We start from the raw sequence: 19,174 nt of genomic DNA on the forward strand, positions 1-19,174 counted from the left end.
ATAGTTTGGCTGTGAGCAATTATGTGCTTAGTGCATCTAACGGGCGAGGTAAGCCGACCGCAGAATGCGGGTCGGCTTGACCGAAATGTTAGAGCCAGAAGCCAAAACGGATAACCGTAACTTGGCGACGGGCGCTAACTGCGAAAAGGCACGGTGCCACCGAGGCGGCACAGCACTACGAAAAAAATAGCTGCTCGCGCTTGCTACACAAGGGCCAGAGGCCAAAAAGACCACAAACCAGCGTAACGCCACCAGGCGAAGCCCAGAGAAACGGCAAACCCAGCGCTGCACAGCGTTTGAGAAACTGAATGCCGTTTGAATAAACATGGGCGAAATAAAGGAGGGTTTCAGTGGTACTAACGTTGAAGTAACCGGCGCTGCGCGGTTTTATCGCGCAGCGTCCGAGTTGACTGCCGGGTTGGGCGGTAACGCTTCAATAGAGCGAAGGATTGCCCGCACGATTGCCTCCCTCTTGAAAAGATCATCCATTCTGTTTGGCGTATCAATATTCAGTGCGAAGAATACGGAGCCAGTCGGCCACTCAACCCATCCTACCCACCAACCCATACGGCCTTCCCAGCCCGTCTTTGCACGCAGTATCCAGTTGCGACCGGCTTCCACAATCATGAGATCCTTGACCAAGCGCTGATGTTCTACCCGAAAGGGCAGCTCGTTACGATAGAGCTTCCTGAGAAATGCAATTTGCTCCTGCGCCGAGATTGCAAGGCTGCCTTCTATCCAGTAATCGCCATTACTTGTCGAAGGATCGGCGTTGCCATAGTCGATTTTCTTCAAATAGCGCCGAGCTTTGTCATCACCAATTTCCTTTGCAAATAGCTCATACACCCAAACAGTAGAATTCCGCATTGCTGATCGCAAATCTTGGTCTTGATTGTGGCCTGCAAAGCCCCTGTTAACGCCGTCCCATCGAAAAATCTGGAACTCATCACGAACAGCGCCTGCATCAAGTGCAAAAAGTGTATGAGGTATCTTGAATGTCGATGCAGGCGAGTAGCGTTTCTTCGATCGCACAGGATCAAAAACCAACATGGCACGATCCGCTTGGCGTTCGTCTGCCACAACTATCGTGCCTTTGGCTTGAAATTCGCTGAAAAACTTCCTCCAGTCAGAACGTTCTAGCGTGCCTTCTTGCGCATGCGCGAAAGTGGCAAGAGAAAAAATGGAGAAAAGTATCGCGAAGATTCGGATTGCCATTAACTTTTCCTTAATGCCCAACGTTTGACATGAGGGGCGGCCAAGGGCGCCAGCCCTTGGACGTCCCCCTCGATGGAAGGGTTAGGCATCACTGCGTGTTCGCTCGAATGCCTGGCGTGTTTGAACCATGTACACGGCTGGACCATCTGGGGTGGTTACGGTACCTTGCCTCTCAAACCCCGCTTTCTCGTAGCATCGGATCGCTCGCAAGTTGCTCGGCGACGGGTCCGTTTGGATCTTGGTGACCTCGGGATCATTGAACAGCAACTCAACCAGAGCTCGGACCAGCTTGGTTCCCAAGCCTTTGCCCAGTTGTGATGCATTCGCCAGTAACTGGTCTATTCCGCGTACTCCTGGATCGGTTTCTTCTTCCCACCATCCGTCCCCGCTTCCAAGAGCAACGTACGACTGGGCATACCCAATCGGCTCTCCATTCAGCATTGCAATGTATGGAGTGACGGACTCTTGCGCTAAAACGCTTGGCAAGTACTGTTCCTGTACGTCAGCAAGTGTCGGGCGTGCTTCTTCTCCGCCCCACCACTCGACGATATGAGATCGATTTAGCCACTCATAGAGCATCGCAAGGTCATGCTCAGTCATGAGGCGCAGTGTGACGGAATCGTTGCTGTTGGTCACGATGCTGTACTTTGTGATGCCTAACTTTGTTTTACTGCTGCGTAACATCGTTGCTGCTCCATAACATCAAACATCGACCCACGGCGTAACGCGCTTGCTGCTTGGATGCCCGAGGCATAGACTGTACAAAAAAACAGTCATAACAAGCCATGAAAACCGCCACTGCGCCGTTACCACCGCTGCGTTCGGTCAAGGTTCTGGACCAGTTGCGTGAGCGCATACGCTACTTGCATTACAGTTTACGAACCGAACAGGCTTATGTCAACTGGGTTCGTGCCTTCATCCGTTTCCACGGTGTGCGTCACCCGGCAACCTTGGGCAGCAGCGAAGTCGAGGCATTTCTGTCCTGGCTGGCGAACGAGCGCAAGGTTTCGGTCTCCACGCATCGTCAGGCATTGGCGGCCTTGCTGTTCTTCTACGGCAAGGTGCTGTGCACGGATCTGCCCTGGCTTCAGGAGATCGGAAGACCTCGGCCGTCGCGGCGCTTGCCGGTGGTGCTGACCCCGGATGAAGTGGTTCGCATCCTCGGTTTTCTGGAAGGCGAGCATCGTTTGTTCGCCCAGCTTCTGTATGGAACGGGCATGCGGATCAGTGAGGGTTTGCAACTGCGGGTCAAGGATCTGGATTTCGATCACGGCACGATCATCGTGCGGGAGGGCAAGGGCTCCAAGGATCGGGCCTTGATGTTACCCGAGAGCTTGGCACCCAGCCTGCGCGAGCAGCTGTCGCGTGCACGGGCATGGTGGCTGAAGGACCAGGCCGAGGGCCGCAGCGGCGTTGCGCTTCCCGACGCCCTTGAGCGGAAGTATCCGCGCGCCGGGCATTCCTGGCCGTGGTTCTGGGTTTTTGCGCAGCACACGCATTCGACCGATCCACGGAGCGGTGTCGTGCGTCGCCATCACATGTATGACCAGACCTTTCAGCGCGCCTTCAAACGTGCCGTAGAACAAGCAGGCATCACGAAGCCCGCCACACCGCACACCCTCCGCCACTCGTTCGCGACGGCCTTGCTCCGCAGCGGTTACGACATTCGAACCGTGCAGGATCTGCTCGGCCATTCCGACGTCTCTACGACGATGATTTACACGCATGTGCTGAAAGTTGGCGGTGCCGGAGTGCGCTCACCGCTTGATGCGCTGCCGCCCCTCACTAGTGAGAGGTAGGGCAGCGCAAGTCAATCCTGGCGGATTCACTACCCCTGCGCGAAGGCCATCGGTGCCGCATCGAACGGCCGGTTGCGGAAAGTCCTCCCTGCGTCCGCTGATGGCCGGCAGCAGCCCGTCGTTGCCTGATGGATCCAACCCCTCCGCTGCTATAGTGCAGTCGGCTTCTGACGTTCAGTGCAGCCGTCTTCTGAAAACGACACCATGTGCAAACGATGTCAGAATAGAGTTAAATTTCCTATTGATTGACATATTCCGTCAAAGGTAATAGATTTCATCCTGACACTTTTGCCTTTGGAGGCATCTTGCAAGGTCAACGCATCGGCTATGTCCGCGTCAGCAGCTTCGACCAGAACCCGGAACGGCAATTGGAGGGTGTTCAGGTGGCGCGGGTGTTCACCGACAAGGCTTCTGGCAAGGACACCCAGCGTCCCGAGCTGGAAAGGCTGCTGGCCTTCGTCCGCGAGGGCGACACCGTGGTGGTGCATAGCATGGACAGGCTGGCACGCAACCTTGATGACCTGCGCCGCATCGTCCAAGGGCTGACACAACGGGGCGTGCGCATGGAGTTCGTCAAAGAAGGGCTGAAGTTCACCGGCGAGGACTCACCGATGGCCAATCTGATGCTGTCGGTCATGGGAGCCTTCGCTGAGTTCGAGCGCGCCCTGATCCGCGAACGTCAGCGCGAGGGAATCGTGCTGGCCAAGCAGCGCGGTGCCTACCGGGGACGAAAGAAATCGCTGAACAGCGAACAAATTGCCGAGTTGAAACGGCGAGTTGCGGCAGGCGACCAAAAAACCTTGGTGGCCCGTGACTTCGGCATCAGCCGCGAAACCTTGTACCAGTACCTGCGGGAAGACTGACCATGCCACGCCGCTCAATCCTGTCCGCCACCGAGCGCGAAAGCCTGCTGGCACTGCCAGATGCCAAAGACGAACTGATACGGCACTACACGTTCAACGAAACCGACCTGTCGGTGATCCGTCAGCGTCGCGGCGCCGCGAATCGATTGGGCTTCGCTGTGCAGCTTTGCTACTTGCGATTCCCTGGCACCTTTTTGGGCGTCGATGAGCCTCCGTTTCCGCCCCTGTTGCGCATGGTGGCCGCGCAACTCAAGATGCCAGTGGAAAGTTGGAGCGAGTACGGCCAGCGCGAACAGACACGGCGGGAGCACTTGGTCGAGCTGCAAACGGTTTTTGGGTTCAAGCCCTTCACCATGAGCCACTATCGGCAAGCCGTGCATACATTGACCGAGCTGGCCTTGCAGACCGACAAAGGCATCGTGCTGGCGAGCGCACTTGTCGAGAATCTGCGGCGGCAGAGCATTATCCTGCCCGCCATGAATGCCATCGAGCGCGCAAGCGCCGAGGCCATCACCCGTGCCAACCGACGCATTTACGCGGCGCTGACCGATTCTTTGTTATCACCCCACCGTCAGCGCCTGGACGAACTTCTCAAGCGCAAGGACGGCAGTAAAGTGACGTGGCTGGCATGGCTGCGCCAGTCGCCTGCCAAACCGAACTCTCGCCACATGCTCGAACATATTGAGCGCCTGAAATCCTGGCAAGCACTTGATCTGCCCGCAGGCATCGAGCGGCAGGTTCACCAGAACCGCCTGCTCAAAATCGCTCGTGAAGGTGGCCAGATGACGCCTGCTGATCTGGCAAAGTTCGAGGTGCAACGACGCTATGCCACGCTGGTAGCGCTGGCCATCGAAGGCATGGCCACCGTCACCGATGAAATCATCGACCTTCACGATCGCATCATCGGCAAGCTGTTCAACGCGGCCAAGAACAAGCATCAGCAGCAGTTCCAGGCTTCCGGCAAGGCGATCAACGACAAGGTGCGGATGTATGGGCGCATCGGTCAAGCGTTGATTGAGGCCAAGCAAAGCGGCAGCGATCCGTTCGCCGCCATCGAGGCCGTTATGCCCTGGGACACCTTCGCCGCCAGCGTCACCGAAGCGCAAACATTGGCGCGGCCTGCCGACTTTGATTTCCTGCACCACATCGGTGAAAGCTATGCCACGCTACGCCGCTACGCGCCGCAGTTCCTGGGCGTGCTCAAATTGCGGGCTGCGCCCGCCGCCAAGGGTGTGCTCGATGCCATCGACATGCTGCGCGGCATGAACAGCGACAGCGCGCGCAAGGTGCCCGCCGATGCGCCAACCGCATTCATCAAGCCGCGCTGGGCAAAGCTGGTTCTGACCGACGACGGCATCGACCGGCGTTACTACGAGTTATGCGCCCTGTCGGAGCTGAAGAACGCGCTGCGCTCCGGTGATGTCTGGGTGCAGGGTTCTCGCCAGTTCAAGGACTTCGACGAATACCTGGTGCCGGTCGAGAAGTTCGCCACTTTGAAGCTGGCCAGCGAATTGCCGCTGGCAGTGGCCACCGACTGCGACCAATACCTGCATGACCGGTTGGAATTGTTGGAGGCGCAACTCGCCACAGTCAACCGCATGGCTGCGGCCAACGACTTACCGGATGCCATCATCACCACCGCGTCAGGCCTGAAGATCACGCCGCTGGACGCGGCAGTACCAGACGCCGCGCAAGCCATGATCGACCAGACAGCTATGCTGCTGCCGCACCTCAAAATCACCGAGTTGCTGATGGAGGTCGATGAATGGACGGGCTTCACCCGCCACTTCACACACCTGAAGACCAGCGACACGGCCAAGGACAAAACCTTGCTGTTGACGACGATCCTGGCCGACGCGATCAACCTGGGTCTGACCAAAATGGCCGAGTCCTGCCCTGGCACCACCTACGCCAAGCTGTCTTGGCTGCAAGCCTGGCACATCCGCGATGAAACCTATTCGACGGCGCTGGCCGAGCTGGTGAATGCGCAGTTTCGGCAACCCTTCGCCGGCAACTGGGGTGACGGCACCACGTCATCGTCGGACGGCCAGAACTTCAGAACCGGCAGCAAAGCAGAAAGCACTGGTCATATCAACCCGAAGTATGGAAGCAGTCCAGGACGGACTTTCTACACCCATATCTCCGACCAGTACGCGCCCTTCAGTGCCAAGGTGGTCAACGTGGGCATTCGTGATTCAACTTACGTGCTTGATGGCCTGCTGTACCACGAGTCGGACTTGCGCATCGAGGAACACTACACCGACACGGCAGGCTTCACCGATCACGTGTTTGGCTTGATGCATTTGCTGGGATTTCGCTTCGCGCCGCGTATCCGTGACTTGGGCGAAACCAAGCTATTCATCCCCAAGGGCGATGCCGCCTATGACGCGCTCAAGCCGATGATTAGCAGCGACAGGCTGAACATCAAGCAAATACGCGCCCATTGGGATGAAATTCTGCGGCTGGCCACCTCCATCAAGCAAGGCACGGTAACGGCTTCGCTGATGCTGCGCAAACTCGGCAGCTACCCGCGCCAGAACGGCTTGGCCGTGGCGTTGCGCGAGCTGGGGCGCATCGAGCGCACGCTGTTCATTTTGGATTGGCTGCAAAGCGTGGAGCTGCGCCGCCGCGTCCATGCGGGGCTGAATAAGGGCGAGGCGCGCAACGCGCTGGCCAGGGCGGTCTTCTTCTACCGATTGGGTGAAATCCGCGACCGCAGTTTTGAGCAGCAGCGCTACCGGGCCAGCGGCCTCAATCTGGTGACGGCGGCCATCGTGTTGTGGAACACGGTATATCTGGAGCGTGCCACCAGTGCTTTGCGTGGCAACGGCACGGCGCTGGACGACACATTGTTGCAATATCTGTCGCCGCTGGGGTGGGAGCACATCAACCTGACCGGCGATTACCTATGGCGCAGCAGCGCCAAGGTCGGTGCGGGGAAGTTTAGGCCATTGCGACCGCTGCCACCGGCTTAGCGTGCTTTATTTAATGAGATGGTCACTCCCTCCTTCCCGGTACTATGCTGAGGACAGGCTTTCATTCGGAGAACTATCATGGAAAACATTGCGCTCATTGGTATCGATCTGGGTAAAAACTCTTTCCATATTCATTGCCAGGATCGTCGCGGGAAGGCTGTTTACCGTAAAAAATTTACCCGGCCAAAGTTGATCGAATTTTTGGCGACATGCCCCGCTACAACCATCGCAATGGAAGCCTGTGGCGGTTCTCACTTTATGGCACGCAAGTTGGAAGAGTTGGGGCATTCCCCAAAGCTGATATCACCACAATTTGTCCGCCCGTTCGTTAAAAGCAATAAAAACGACTTTGTCGACGCCGAAGCTATTTGTGAAGCTGCATCGCGTCCGTCTATGCGTTTTGTGCAGCCCAGAACGGAATCTCAGCAGGCAATGCGGGCTCTGCATCGTGTCCGTGAATCCCTGGTTCAGGATAAGGTAAAAACAACCAATCAAATGCATGCTTTTCTGCTGGAATTTGGCATTAGCGTTCCCCGAGGAGCTGCCGTTATTAGCCGACTGAGTACCATTCTTGAGGATAATAGTTTGCCTCTTTACCTCAGCCAGTTATTGCTGAAATTACAACAGCATTATCACTATCTTGTTGAGCAGATTAAAGATTTGGAATCCCAGTTGAAACGAAAGTTGGACGAAGATGAGGTTGGACAGCGCTTGCTGAGCATTCCCTGCGTCGGAACACTGACAGCGAGTACTATTTCAACTGAGATTGGCGACGGGAAGCAGTACGCCAGCAGCCGTGACTTTGCGGCGGCAACAGGGCTTGTACCTCGGCAGTACAGCACGGGAGGTAGGACGACATTGCTGGGAATTAGTAAGCGAGGTAATAAAAAGATCCGAACTTTGTTGGTTCAATGTGCCAGGGTATTCATACAAAAACTGGAACACCAGTCTGGCAAATTGGCCGATTGGGTCAGGGATTTACTGTGCCGGAAAAGCAACTTTGTCGTCACTTGTGCTCTGGCAAACAAGCTGGCCAGAATAGCCTGGGCCCTAACGGCACGACAGCAAACTTATGTAGCATAACGGCAGAAATACACCGGTTTAAAGAATTACTGATCTGGTTTTGCGAATACTGATATTGATGATACTAACGGCCCACCGGCCTGTTGAGGAACCTGTAAAACGGAAAGGCTCATTGAAGCCGTATATTTTCTGGAGGTTCATCAGGCGCGGAACTCATCAAGGCGCGGGAATAAAATCCCATTCAGACGCCGGATAGATTCAAGCAAGCCAACTTGTCGTCAAAATCGGTGTTGCAAAAACGGGAGTGACCATAGATTCCGTTTTCTGAGACGACCCCAGATTGTCGTCTATGGCTGAAATCAACGAGTCTGGCGTGTACCGATAGACCAGCGAATGCACTCTAGTAGCGTCGATGCCGGTGACTCGGTAATTGAGATCCAAAGAGCGACTTTCTGAAATGCCGTTCCATCTGACCATACTGGTGACGGGGCCAAAGGGCGCTCGCTCGATCTGGCTTGCCAGGCTTGTTGTGGTGCCTGCTTGTGTCGTTGCCACCTCGATGACGTCACCGGCTAAATCACGGGTGTAGGAAACCTCACGACCACTGGGATACGTGATCTTCGTGATGAGGCCTGCACCATCGTATTGGTACTGGGTAGTAAGGCTCTGCCCGTGGGTTTCCCAGGTCTCGTAAGCCAACCATCCTTCGGGTGTATAGCCATATCTCCGGACACCGTTGCCATCATCGACTGAGGTCAAGCGGCCCATGCCGTATGGTGAGGTTGCTTCGTCGTACCCGTACAGAATTGGCGATTCGCCAGCGACACCGCTGGATGCCTCGATGATCCGGTTCAGCGCGTCGTAGCTGTAGCTTGTGGTTTGTCCCTTGGCCGTCTTGCGCGTTGCCACGTTACCGGCTTCGTCATAGGTAATGTCGGTGGTGCCGGTGTCCGGGCTCCGGACCTGAGTCACTTCGCCAAAGCCGTTGTAGCTGTAGTAGGTCAGGCGCGAACGAGGGTCGGAGACACGGTAAACATCGCCGGTATCCTTGTAGAGCACCTGCGTGACCTTCCCGAGTGGATCGGTCGTTTGTGTCCGGTGATGGAAGCCGTCGTACTTGTAGGAGTGTGTGTTACCAGAGGGACTGGTCTCCTGTATCAGGTTTGCCACCACATCGTAGGAAAACGATGACTGATTGCTATAGGCGTCGGAGACACTGGAGAGCCAGCCGATTTCGTTGAAGATCCGGCGCTCTATCCAACGGGTCTGGCCCAGCGCATCGAGCAGTCGCTCTTCTACTGGGTTCCCGAGGTCATTGAGCTCAAGCTCGCGCCGGTTGCCCTGTGCATCTGTTTCCGCCACCAGCCGATGTGCAGCGTCGTACTCATAGCTGACGGTTGCACCATTTGGCTTAGTCAGCGAGCTCAGGAGGCCCACAGCATCATAGTTGTAGGCCGTGGTTCCTTCTGGTCCAGTGGAGCTGACAAGTCTTCCTCTGGCGTCATAGGTGAGGGTTTGGGTTACACCGTTGACGCCCTGAATGGTCCCGGCGCGACCGTTCGCGTCGTAGTCACCAAACTGCATCACCTGCCCCAGCGCGTTTGTTGTCCGGATCAGGTTGCCCTGGTCATCGTAGTCAAATGTCGTAACATCGCTGACGTCGGTGCGCGGACCATCAACCGAGGCCAACAGGCTCGGCTTTCCTGTACCAACAGGGGCATAGGTGTAGGTCCATGTCCGGGAAGCGCCCGAGCTGCGATCTGTGACCTTGCGGCTTATCACCCGGAGATGAGTGTCGTAGGTAAGCTCAGTGATCCTGGTTGGTTCCGTGATTTTTGCAGGGAGCGACTTGGAAGGAAGCCAGTCGGTCGTAACCTTGCCCCCATCCTGGTCTATCTGGGTGGTTTCCAATCCCCGGTCGTTATGGGTGAACGTGCGCTTCTGTCCAGCACGATCTGTAATGCTGGAGACGAGGCCTTTGCTGTCGTAGACGTAGGTTTCCTTGCCTCCCACAAAGCCGGTACACGGCGCACCCTCAACAACATCAGGCTTGAGCATCCCGTTGTGACGGCTGTAGGTATATCGCTGAACGTGGCCGAGGGCGTTGGTGACAGAGACGCTTCCGTCAGCGTTGTAGCTTACCTGAGTCTTCTCTGCGCCCCCGGCGTGTTCACTTAGAACTGCCATCCCCTGAGCATCATATCCCCATGTGGCGAAACGGTTGCCGTTCTCGTCCACCAGCCCAGAGAGCAAACCCGGTGCATTCGGGTCATCGTAGAGATAGCTGCGGCTCGTATTGTCCTGGTAGATCACTTCCGCCAGCTTGCCAGCGCTGTTGTACTGGTACTGAATACTGCCACCAGCAGGATCGGTGACACTGACCATGCGGCCATCTTGATGCTGGAACTGGATGTTGCGGCCAAAGCCGTCAGTGATCGAGGATAGCTCTCCGTTCAGATAGCTCAGGGTGATGTGATTGCCGTTGGGCTTCTCGATGCCGGTCAGTCGTCCGGTTTCATCATAGGCCTCGACTACCCCGTCAGATTGAGTGTAACGCCAGCCGGTAGCATCCTTCGTCAAGGTATCATCGGTTTTCCATGTTGGCACCCAGACAGAGGACGAGTTGTAGAACGCGAGTTGTTGCCCTTCTGGCCGGTGCAGGACAACCATGTTCTCACCGTACTTCGAGGCGTTGACCTCGACGCTCCGCGAGTAGGTATGCCGCCAGCCGCCGAGCTCTTCATCAGGAAGGTGGCTATTGTAGTATCTGGTGAATGTGAAAGGGTCGGAGCCTCCGCTTTGATAATCCAGTTCAGCCTGGAACTTGTTGCCGGTGCCAAGATGGATAGGGTTCCCTACACACATGGTCGTTGTTGGTAAGCCGAGATCCCTGTCCAGGAACGGTGTTTTATCCATCTCACCCGGCAGAACATAGGTTGAGCGCCAGTAGACCGTAGCTGGGTCGCCAGTGCAGGTAGTGGGGTCATAATCGCCAGTAGCACCTAGATACTTAAAACAGATCCTGGAGACATAACGGCCATCACCATAACTGGCAACCGGATAAAGCGCATCCCCAACTGGCGTTCCCTTCCCTTGCTCCTCACCAGAGCGATAATTCTTCATGAAGGAATGCGCGTCTATGATGGTGTTGAAGCGCATTTTGTCTACTTCGGTGCTCACGGCTACAACCCGCCATTGTGCAAAAGCAACGCATGGCAAAGTTGCGAGCACCACAACGGCCAATGACCGCAGGTTTCGCATCAGTAAAAGGGAAGGTCTCGATCTCATTTACAGCTCCAGTTTTTATGCTGGAGCTATTTTCAGGTGGGAGAGTCGTTATCAACGACTGCGTTTTTGCCCTTTTAGGGTATGAATACGTGATTTGGAGAGGTTGTGTATTCAGAACAAATGAGAAGCAGGTTACTCATTTCGCTCAAACACTGTGACAAGAACACGTTTTTGGTTGTCGTCGTTGATCACCATCAGGTACTTGAACTTGGAATCTCTATGGCCCCAGACTTCCACGTTATCTACGCGGCCATACTTTCTGGCTTTATGGCGAGCCACTTTCTCGTCAAAGGGTTGAACCTGTAACTCTGGATGCTGGAGGCGACCAACGAGTGAGGCCCACGGTTTTTTAGGGTCTCCAGAGGTTATCCGGGCCTGATACTGATCGATGGCATGTTGAGTAACAAGGACGGGACCAATGGCCGGTGTAGAGATTTCGTCATGGGTTTGAGTATAGGCTTGCTTGTCCACATCGAGGAGCTCAACGTTGCCCTCACCCGGCTCATCCATAAACTCCATGCTCTGCGAAACTTCAATAGTAGCGCCCTTTAAACGTCCAGTGAGGCAAGCCGCAAACTTGAATGCAAACTCCTTGGTGGATTTGCCCAGCGCCAGCTTTTTAATCGCACCTTTGGATACCACCAGCTTGTAACCAGCACCAGCACCTGGCTCTCTGCAAAAAACCTGTTTGTCCAGCGCCAGATAGCGAATGGCTACGAGCTCAGCCAAAAGATCTGCCTCCTCGTTGTCAAAATCAATACGAACATCAAGGATGCCTTTCCGTTTTGTACCAACGCGCCAGAATACAAGGGCTGAATTATTAGAAGTTTTCTTCGAGACAGTAGTCAGTGTCATCATGGTCTATTTCTCCATTATCGGGATAATGGTCGGCATCGCCGCCAGCACCCCTATTCGTTAGGGTTCATTTAGATGCTACCACGGGTTTTAAAAATGCAACCCCTAGTGCCACTCTATTTGTGGTCCCAAGTATTTTTATAAGCTCGGGCTAGGCGTTTCTCTATCACTTCTGACAAATTGCAACCATCGACTTCTGCCAACCGCTTCAAAATCCTGTGGGCTTTATCGCTTATAGTTATGCTTTTACCAACACCATATCCCCTTCTGCGACGTTGCCTAATTGATGTCCCGAGTTTATTGATTTGCTCTGCTGTCAGATATTTATTAATCCATTCAGTGAGTTCTGATGGTGATCGCCCCATGCTGTTCAGGCTGTCCACGGCTTCAAGTTTCTTATCGAATGGGACGTCACGCCAGAAAGCTGGGCGCGAAGCAGCTCTGAGGAGATAGATCGCCGTAGCCTGAGCATCTTCATTGGATACTTTCAAAAAAACACCTTTACCGTTACATGTCACACCAACTTCATCGTGACATGTAACACTTCAAACTGCAAGTATAAAAAAAGGCCAGCTATTGCTGGCCTTTACGTTCATTATCGCAGTTACTCTTTAGGCGTTGTGATGCTTTTTTTCCTTCTGTTTCTCATGGTAGAGATACAGACTGCCGCCAGTGACGACAGTGAAAAAAATGAGCAACCCCAACATGCCTAATGTGAAAGCGTCCATTTGACCCCCTTAGGAATTGCTGACCTTGGTTAAGATTATACCATAGATCCACAGGATAACCCCAATGACCAACACCAAACCGGCTTCTTTGACGGTTATAGTGTCCCCAGATACAGCCAATCCTACAATACCGACACCGATGGCTGTTACGGCGACCTTACGCAGGTCTTCACCGATAGCTCCCAGAGTCTTCTTGTCAGGAGAGAAAAGACGCACAAACCACGTCTTAATACGCAAAAACTTTTTCATGATTACCTCCATAGTTGAAGAGGAGGCGAATCATGCCCGAGAGGGCATGAACACCCCCTCAGGGTTAAAGTTTTAGGCAGACAAAGCTGTTGGCTTCGCCTTGTTCATCTTCATTGAGTTAATGATCTTCGTCGCTTCATCAGCAAACGGGCCAGTAACTTGGATAGGCTCCCTTCTTGCGAAGGAGGCTGTCACCATCATTCTCTGGCCGTGCATCAGATGACGATACCGAGACCGCATAAGCTCAACGTAGGCCGCAGAGTCCCCCTCCCACCCCTCAGGGGGAGAAAAGGGGCACACCGCGTCGTTACCAGGCGTTGTATCAACCTTCGAGACATCAATGACGGCCATACTCAGCTCTCCTTCTCGCAATGAAATCGCGCAGGTAGCGAGCATTCGGGAAACCGAGGCTTCCCTGACTCATCAGGACATCGTTCCAGTCAATCCCTTTCGCTCTGGGCGGGATCGGGAGTTTAGGCAGCAGGACGTACACACGAATGCCGCGCTTCTCCAGCTTGGCTTTCAGCACGTTCGCTGACTTCTCACCAGTCACAGACTTATCTTTGTCAGCCCAGATCAGTACGGTGTGAACACCTTCTGGAACCTCGAAGGACTCCATCAGGGTCGCATTGACCGTTGACCAAACCGGGATTTGAGTGACTCGATAAGCTGACAGGGCTGTTTCCAGCCCTTCTGCAACACCCAGGATACCCTCAGTCGGTTCACCGAGGCGGATGGCCGCGCCATTGACATCCAAACCGTCAGGAATGGGCATCATCTTCTTGGCGTTGCCGACCTTGGCTTTTTTACCGTTTTGGGTGAGATAGGTGCGGTGGAGCGTTACCAGGTTGCCTTCCACATCTCGGATAGCGCAGACGATAGCCGGGAATTTCCCAACTTCATTGCCATCTTCGTCGTAGTAGGCCATAGCCGGATTGAACCGCAGACAGTCTGTTTTTTCTACTTCATCAACCTTGAACAGAAGCTCGCGGTTTTTGAAGTACAGACGCATTGGCTCAGTCACATGACTGGAGAACGGCAAACACTCGTTCCATACCTTCTCGATTTTCTCACGGAGACGAGCACTGTAAGCGCGTTCGCGCTCCATTCTCTTCTCCATTTCTTCTTGGAGCTCAAGCAGCCAAGGCTTAGGTTGTTCACGAAACATCGGAACAACTTTCGGCTTGTTTTCGCTGCTTTGCTCTTCCGGTTGTGTGGCCGCATGTTGTACTTGCGGTGCCGGAGCTTCTACCGTGCGGTTGACCACAGGGGCCGACTCAACATGGTGACTCACCGGCTCAACACCACCGTTCGAGCGAGCGCGGAACTGCGTTACCGTAGCGCCGCGACGTTCCACCAGCCAGGTGTTGCGATGCGTTTGCATAGGTTGTTCTCTCACAACATTCCCCTGCTCGTCCTTAACTTCAACGACGACAGTTACAGGCTCGCGCCCGAGGTTTGTCATGACGATCTCATCCCCATACTTGGCTTCACTTTCACCAATGGCTCTTTCAAGATCCACGCCCCAGATGGTGCGTTCCAAACCGCTCTTGTCACGGATGAAGGCAAAGTAGCTGAGCTCGTTGTCTTCGTTATGCTCATAAGGAGCTTTACCGTGGGCAATCAGAGTACCGGCAATGGATTTTTTACGATTCTTGGAATCGAGAACCTTGTTATTCACCTTCATAGGCTCTTGCTGAACAGGCGCTTTGGCCTGGACAGGAGCTCGTGTCGGTGCAGCGGCTTGTTGATACTGGGGTTGCTCTTTCTCAACGCCCAGATAATCACCAACCTCGCTCAGGCACTGTTTAAAGTCCCAGTTATTGAGCCACATCAGCAGCTCAAAACCATCATGATTGGCACCGCATGTATTGCATACGCCGCCACCAGTCAGGTGGGCATCCTTGAACAGTCGGAAGCCATCTTTCCCGCCGTGGATAGGACAAGAAACATGACGACCAGGTTTACGGAGAGCTGGTTCAAGATGGGGCGCTAGGGCCGCCAGGATGAATAGCCAGTTTCCGTTTGCAGCTTCACGAACGGTGTCAGCTTTGTAGTAAGACATAGGTTTTCTCCTTAGCGTGAACCCCAGCATCGAGGCTTCCTTAAACCCCCGTCGCCAGGGTTTTAAGGAAACCCCGACACCGGGAGAATGTGCCAAGGAGGCTCCCCAGCCGGGGAGAACTCCCCGGCGAGGGGTTTAAAAAGGTCGCCCCCGAAACGGAGGCGAATTTTGTGAATATCACAAGCACAAATGAGTGCCATCTTCCGAGGCCATCATGATTGTGACATCTGCGGTTACAGGATCTGACTTAATCACAACCTCAGTGGGTTTGAAAAAGCCATCTACAGTGGGCATGGGGTAATAAAGACGAATCTTTCCCCAATTCTTGTTGTCGGTAAAAGCGACCTTTGTTTGAGCAACACAAAGCTGCAAAAACATGAAAAGGAAGTCTTCTACCGAGTGCTTACCATCTGCACCAAATACTCCATCGACAATTGCCGGGGTCACTGCCACATTGGTCAGGAAACCAGCTTGTTTACCGATGGAAGATTGGTCCACCAGCAGACCATCATTGATGGCTTGTTGACGGATTTGGGCGAGGTCCAATTTAGCTACTTGGTTCATAAGGTGTACTCCAAAGTTAATGGGTACACCTACCCCGTGCGGGGAAGTGTACCCGCATGGGTTATTGAAAGGTCACGGCCAAAGCCGAGCTTTAAGGTTCCGAGTTTTACGCTGGCTGAATGCGCCAAAGAACGGTCGGAGGAAACGAGTCAGCGACACGCTTCACATTCGCGTAAAGAGTGTCCTTAAAGACACGCTCTAAGCGACGACCACCTTGACGATAAACCAACTTAAAGTCTTGGAATTTGTTCATGGATACCTCCAGAAATAACGGGAGGTATCTCCAGCAGGAGATAGACTCCCGCAGGGATTAATAAATTAACGTTAATTTGCTGTTTGTTTTTGGCGACCAGCTATCGCACGCTTTCGCCCTCAGGGAGGACAAAATCTGCTTACTGATGGCTTAACCATGAGTAAGAAGACTTGGGAAGTAAAGCAGGGGTTTCCCCCTGCCTTGTTATGCCGCTTTGAGGTGGCGAGAGAAAAAGTCCCTGGTTTGCTGGATAGCGCCCCGGAGAAGTTCTCGTCTGTAGCCAGCGTAGCTCTTGTCATCACTGGCAACGGTCAAGCCGTGCAGACTCTCTTCACCCAGGACAATCTCGTTTTCACGAGAGAGTACCTCAACACGTAGGCCAAGCACTCGCTCTTTCCCTTCCAGGATAGAACAAATTGTTTGGTCTCTTACTTCGTCATCCCAGTGGCCCATATCGAAATCCCGCTCAGGGAGTTCAGTAACACGCACCAGGTAGTTTTCAGTGGCCCGTTCCCAAACCACTTCATCTTCGCATGGAGAGGCCTCGATCAGCGAGTACCCGTCCGCTTCGAGCTTCTTGGAAAGACTTTTTACATCATCCGCCAGCTCCAGCACAAAGCGTTCCCAGAGGTCTTGCCAGCGCTCGACCATATCCTGGTTAATCCCTTCAATGCCGGTGCCAATCATGGAATCATCATCAGGGAAGATCCCTGTGAAGTCCACGTTGTCGTCGATGTTCATGCAGTTCCAATGGCTGTAGTGATGCCCGTGACTATTCCGAGTAATGGACAGGTCACAGGAACCATATTCGCGGAGGACAGAAAGCATATTCTCAATGTCTTTCTGTGCCATCAGGTTCTTCACGCGGCTGACAGCATCCACTTGGCCGGGCTCAGTGCTGAATAGGCGATTCATGAGAGCTTTGACGTCATCAACGCTCAAATCCCCGTAGAAGGCTACGCCATCCCCCTGGCAGTATCCGAGACTGTACTCAATCGTCAGATCATCCGGGTATCCACACTTAACCAGTTCGTTTTGAAAATGCTGTTTAATCATTGGTATCTCCTTAATTTCAGAGGGAGACACCATCCCCTCAGGGACCGATGTCCCCCGTGGGGTTAATGTTTGGGTTAAGAAGCCTTGCGGCTTAATTCAGTATCAAATCGAGGACCTTTGAGAACCGCAGTTTTCATAACCTCGAAGTTTCTTGGGTAACGCAGCTTTGAAACTGCGCCAGCTCGGATGTCGGCAGCCTCACTTGGAGAGACTAGCCTTAACCCTTCGCTGGTTTCAGCGTAGAACCAACCGGCATAACGCTCATAGGCATTCTGCTGGTACTGTTCAGTCGCCATATTCTTCCGGATCGCCTCTGTTAAGGCCTCAACAACACCGTCATCTTTCGTGATGATGTTGAAAACATGAGAGACGGTCAGGAAGTTCCCAAAGAAGCAGGCTGCCCCAAGCCAAGGCTGGAACATTTCGCCATTTCGCCCCGTCCTCACCATTGGTTCAAACGGGTATGGGCGATAACAGTGATACTGCTCAAACATCGGGTCAAGAACGTTGTCACCCAGGACATCCAGTAAAGTCTGAATGCTGTCCGGGTCTTGGCCTGCCCACTTACTCCCATTGCTGAGAATCAGTGTTTTACCGTCAGTACGCTCCAGAGCTTGTTCAAAGTTAGACATAGTGCATTCCTTTTGGTTAGGACGCACCACACCCTCTCGGGATGATGCGCCCGAGTGGGTTAGTTGAGAAGGCTTAGCCGTCAAGTCCGTAAATTACGGCGGAGCCGGGCTCCATCTCGACAACTTGTGCGCTTCCTTCTTCTATCAGCTCCTGCATGTAACCAGACTCAGCATCCGGATTACGTTCGCAGTGTTCGTCCCAGCGTTTCAAAAGCCCTTCTGTGGCTTGTCCGTGGGTCTCACCAAGGCCGATAAACTCATAGTGTCCTGTGTTTACGATGATCACCACCATAGCTAGTGCTCTCCTACAGGTCACTTGGTACATACAGGTCATCTTTGATGGCAGAAAAATCGACAGGAGACTGGTCCCCATAGGTTCGATTCACGCCACCAGCATCATCGACACTGACAAAAACCGTGCGGAGTAAACCGCTGGGCTTTGCAGGGTAAACGATGCTGACATGCTGACCTTTGTACTGTTCTGACAAAGTGCTTTGAAGCTCATCAACCGAACGGAATTTCCGGTCGCGGCCAAAGTCCTTAATCTTGATGTCGCCAGGGATTGGATTAGTCATCGTTACCCCCTGCCAGCAGTTTATCTACTGAATGGCCGAGTCCGTTACCAAACCATTTGTCCAGAGCGTCGATTTCCGGGAAGTCCGATTTCACCTGAGCAACAACACGTTCCATTTTGCTGAGAGCATCCTGGAACTCAAGGCCATTACCTGCGGCCACCTCAAGTTTGCACTTGATGTAAGCGGAGTAGGTATCACAGGCCTTAACCAGTGATTGTTCATAGCCACCGGGAGCGAAGGCTATGGCGACTGCATCCTGGAGTTCTTCGGGAAGAGTCTGGATGAGTTTGTCCTCTGCGGCCTTTTCCAGTCGTTCAAACTCACGCTGCAAAACAGCGTTTGCTTTCTTGACCGGTGTTACAACATCCGAACAGAGAACCTCGGCTGCATCATGCAACGAAGCATGAGCAAGCATGACTGCCAGATCCACCGACTTCCCTTGCTGAATGGCAATATTGCCAGCCAGGTAGGAAAGCAGGGTAACAACAGCGCTGTGTTCCAACACAGACTCCGGTTGAACAGAGTGCATCAGTGACCAGCGTTTGATCAGGCGTTGGCGCAAGGCCAGAGCTAGAAAGCCGAAATTTGAATTAGACATAGTGCCTCCAAAATTGGTTGGAGGTACACCAAAGCCGACCGGGCCTTGGTGTACCCGGTTGGGTTACTTAGTTATCTCGGGTCAAGCTGCTTAGCTATAGCGAGTAAAAACGGATGGAATGGATGATCTTGCGGGACACCCCCAACAAGCTCACGGGCTAAACCGACTGAGTTTGTAGCCAACACCTCTTTGACGGCCAGAATGATTTCATTGTCGATTTCATCCTGGGTCTTTCGTTGTTGGTCCACCAGCCGACTTAACTTGTCTAGGCTCATGCTTCTCTCCTTTGTTTGTGGGAGAGAACCCAGGAGGGGTTTCCTCCCGAGGGGTTAGGTTATTGCTGTTTTGGGCCAGCTACCGTTATAGCCAGCAAGCGCTGACAATGAACAAAGAGTATGACAGCCACCTAAAAGGGTAAAACGCTGTAATTGCCCTT

General features: G+C 53.7%; 22 protein-coding genes. 5 read left to right on the top strand and 17 right to left on the bottom strand.

The window, feature by feature from the left end; translation table 11 throughout:
* Window positions 1–36: 36 nt before the first annotated feature.
* From RB151_RS23180 to RB151_RS08815, 3 genes are all read right to left on the bottom strand, one after another.
* A complete protein-coding gene (locus tag RB151_RS23180) occupies window positions 37–327 on the bottom strand; it encodes a DUF1010 domain-containing protein (protein ID WP_000470556.1) in 291 nt (96 codons plus the stop codon).
* Window positions 328–387: 60 nt separating this feature from the next.
* Window positions 388–1,215: an oxacillin-hydrolyzing class D beta-lactamase OXA-2 gene (locus RB151_RS08810; RefSeq protein ID WP_001007673.1), complete on the bottom strand. Its 828-nt coding sequence runs from the start codon at window positions 1,213–1,215 to the stop codon at window positions 388–390.
* A gap of 81 nt (window positions 1,216–1,296) precedes the next feature.
* The gene (locus RB151_RS08815) at window positions 1,297–1,851 is read right to left on the bottom strand and encodes an aminoglycoside N-acetyltransferase AAC(6')-Ib3 (RefSeq protein ID WP_032488579.1); all 555 of its coding nucleotides are present in this window, start codon (window positions 1,849–1,851) and stop codon (window positions 1,297–1,299) included.
* 149 nt (window positions 1,852–2,000) lie between these two features.
* On the opposite strand from RB151_RS08815, the gene intI1 reads away from it, so the two are divergent.
* The 4 genes from intI1 to RB151_RS08845 all read left to right on the top strand — a co-directional run bounded on the left by intI1 (window position 2,001) and on the right by RB151_RS08845 (window position 7,935).
* Complete coding sequence (gene intI1 / locus RB151_RS08825; protein ID WP_000845054.1) at window positions 2,001–3,014, top strand: class 1 integron integrase IntI1; 1,014 nt, start codon at window positions 2,001–2,003, stop codon at window positions 3,012–3,014.
* 305 nt (window positions 3,015–3,319) lie between these two features.
* The gene (locus RB151_RS08835) at window positions 3,320–3,877 is read left to right on the top strand and encodes a recombinase family protein (protein WP_001162012.1); all 558 of its coding nucleotides are present in this window, start codon (window positions 3,320–3,322) and stop codon (window positions 3,875–3,877) included.
* A 2-nt stretch (window positions 3,878–3,879) separates the two neighbouring features.
* Entirely contained in the window at window positions 3,880–6,852 is a 2,973-nt protein-coding gene (locus tag RB151_RS08840) for a Tn3 family transposase (RefSeq protein ID WP_001138073.1), read from the top strand.
* 78 nt (window positions 6,853–6,930) lie between these two features.
* Window positions 6,931–7,935 carry an IS110-like element IS4321 family transposase gene (locus RB151_RS08845; RefSeq protein WP_000427623.1) on the top strand — a complete coding sequence of 335 codons (1,005 nt, stop codon included), beginning with the start codon at window positions 6,931–6,933 and terminating at the stop codon, window positions 7,933–7,935.
* 198 nt (window positions 7,936–8,133) lie between these two features.
* Here the strand turns inward: RB151_RS08845 and RB151_RS08850 are convergent, their stop codons facing one another.
* The 14 genes from RB151_RS08850 to RB151_RS08910 all read right to left on the bottom strand — a co-directional run bounded on the left by RB151_RS08850 (window position 8,134) and on the right by RB151_RS08910 (window position 19,013).
* Window positions 8,134–11,163: a DUF6531 domain-containing protein gene (locus tag RB151_RS08850; RefSeq protein ID WP_021228991.1), complete on the bottom strand. Its 3,030-nt coding sequence runs from the start codon at window positions 11,161–11,163 to the stop codon at window positions 8,134–8,136.
* Window positions 11,164–11,295: 132 nt separating this feature from the next.
* Window positions 11,296–12,021 (bottom strand): hypothetical protein, encoded by a 726-nt coding sequence (locus tag RB151_RS08855; protein ID WP_000988732.1) that lies wholly within the window; start codon window positions 12,019–12,021, stop codon window positions 11,296–11,298.
* Between the two features lie 113 nt (window positions 12,022–12,134).
* Window positions 12,135–12,509: a hypothetical protein gene (locus RB151_RS08860; RefSeq protein ID WP_000868821.1), complete on the bottom strand. Its 375-nt coding sequence runs from the start codon at window positions 12,507–12,509 to the stop codon at window positions 12,135–12,137.
* 246 nt (window positions 12,510–12,755) lie between these two features.
* Window positions 12,756–12,995, bottom strand: a complete 240-nt coding sequence (locus tag RB151_RS08865) for a permease (RefSeq protein ID WP_000714162.1) — start codon at window positions 12,993–12,995, stop codon at window positions 12,756–12,758.
* A 72-nt stretch (window positions 12,996–13,067) separates the two neighbouring features.
* Window positions 13,068–13,346 carry a hypothetical protein gene (locus tag RB151_RS08870; protein WP_000268337.1) on the bottom strand — a complete coding sequence of 93 codons (279 nt, stop codon included), beginning with the start codon at window positions 13,344–13,346 and terminating at the stop codon, window positions 13,068–13,070.
* Entirely contained in the window at window positions 13,333–15,060 is a 1,728-nt protein-coding gene (locus RB151_RS08875) for a DUF7146 domain-containing protein (protein WP_000122923.1), read from the bottom strand. The genes RB151_RS08870 and RB151_RS08875 overlap by 14 nt, the downstream gene beginning before the upstream one ends.
* Before the next feature lie 177 nt (window positions 15,061–15,237).
* Window positions 15,238–15,624: a hypothetical protein gene (locus RB151_RS08880; RefSeq protein WP_001077335.1), complete on the bottom strand. Its 387-nt coding sequence runs from the start codon at window positions 15,622–15,624 to the stop codon at window positions 15,238–15,240.
* A 106-nt stretch (window positions 15,625–15,730) separates the two neighbouring features.
* Window positions 15,731–15,877, bottom strand: a complete 147-nt coding sequence (locus RB151_RS23430; RefSeq protein WP_001032042.1) for a hypothetical protein — start codon at window positions 15,875–15,877, stop codon at window positions 15,731–15,733.
* Between the two features lie 204 nt (window positions 15,878–16,081).
* Window positions 16,082–16,933, bottom strand: coding sequence for a hypothetical protein (locus RB151_RS08885; protein WP_000595210.1), 852 nt, complete (start codon window positions 16,931–16,933; stop codon window positions 16,082–16,084).
* A 74-nt stretch (window positions 16,934–17,007) separates the two neighbouring features.
* Complete coding sequence (locus RB151_RS08890) at window positions 17,008–17,565, bottom strand: hypothetical protein (protein WP_000064432.1); 558 nt, start codon at window positions 17,563–17,565, stop codon at window positions 17,008–17,010.
* A 73-nt stretch (window positions 17,566–17,638) separates the two neighbouring features.
* On the bottom strand, window positions 17,639–17,857 hold the full coding sequence (locus tag RB151_RS08895) for a hypothetical protein (protein WP_000260293.1): 219 nt from the start codon (window positions 17,855–17,857) through the stop codon (window positions 17,639–17,641).
* Between the two features lie 13 nt (window positions 17,858–17,870).
* Window positions 17,871–18,140, bottom strand: coding sequence for a hypothetical protein (locus tag RB151_RS08900; protein WP_000184110.1), 270 nt, complete (start codon window positions 18,138–18,140; stop codon window positions 17,871–17,873).
* Window positions 18,133–18,738 (bottom strand): 5'-deoxynucleotidase, encoded by a 606-nt coding sequence (yfbR, locus tag RB151_RS08905; RefSeq protein ID WP_000071870.1) that lies wholly within the window; start codon window positions 18,736–18,738, stop codon window positions 18,133–18,135. The genes RB151_RS08900 and yfbR overlap by 8 nt, the downstream gene beginning before the upstream one ends.
* A 71-nt stretch (window positions 18,739–18,809) precedes the next feature.
* A complete protein-coding gene (locus RB151_RS08910) occupies window positions 18,810–19,013 on the bottom strand; it encodes a hypothetical protein (protein ID WP_000050848.1) in 204 nt (67 codons plus the stop codon).
* A 17-nt stretch (window positions 19,014–19,030) separates the two neighbouring features.
* Here RB151_RS08910 and RB151_RS24285 point away from each other — a divergent pair, with 17 nt between their 5' ends.
* Window positions 19,031–19,156: a hypothetical protein gene (locus tag RB151_RS24285; protein WP_002210523.1), complete on the top strand. Its 126-nt coding sequence runs from the start codon at window positions 19,031–19,033 to the stop codon at window positions 19,154–19,156.
* The last annotated feature ends 18 nt before the right edge of the window (window positions 19,157–19,174 follow it).

This window comes from Providencia rettgeri, assembly GCF_001874625.1.
GTDB classification, from domain to species: domain Bacteria; phylum Pseudomonadota; class Gammaproteobacteria; order Enterobacterales; family Enterobacteriaceae; genus Providencia; species Providencia huashanensis.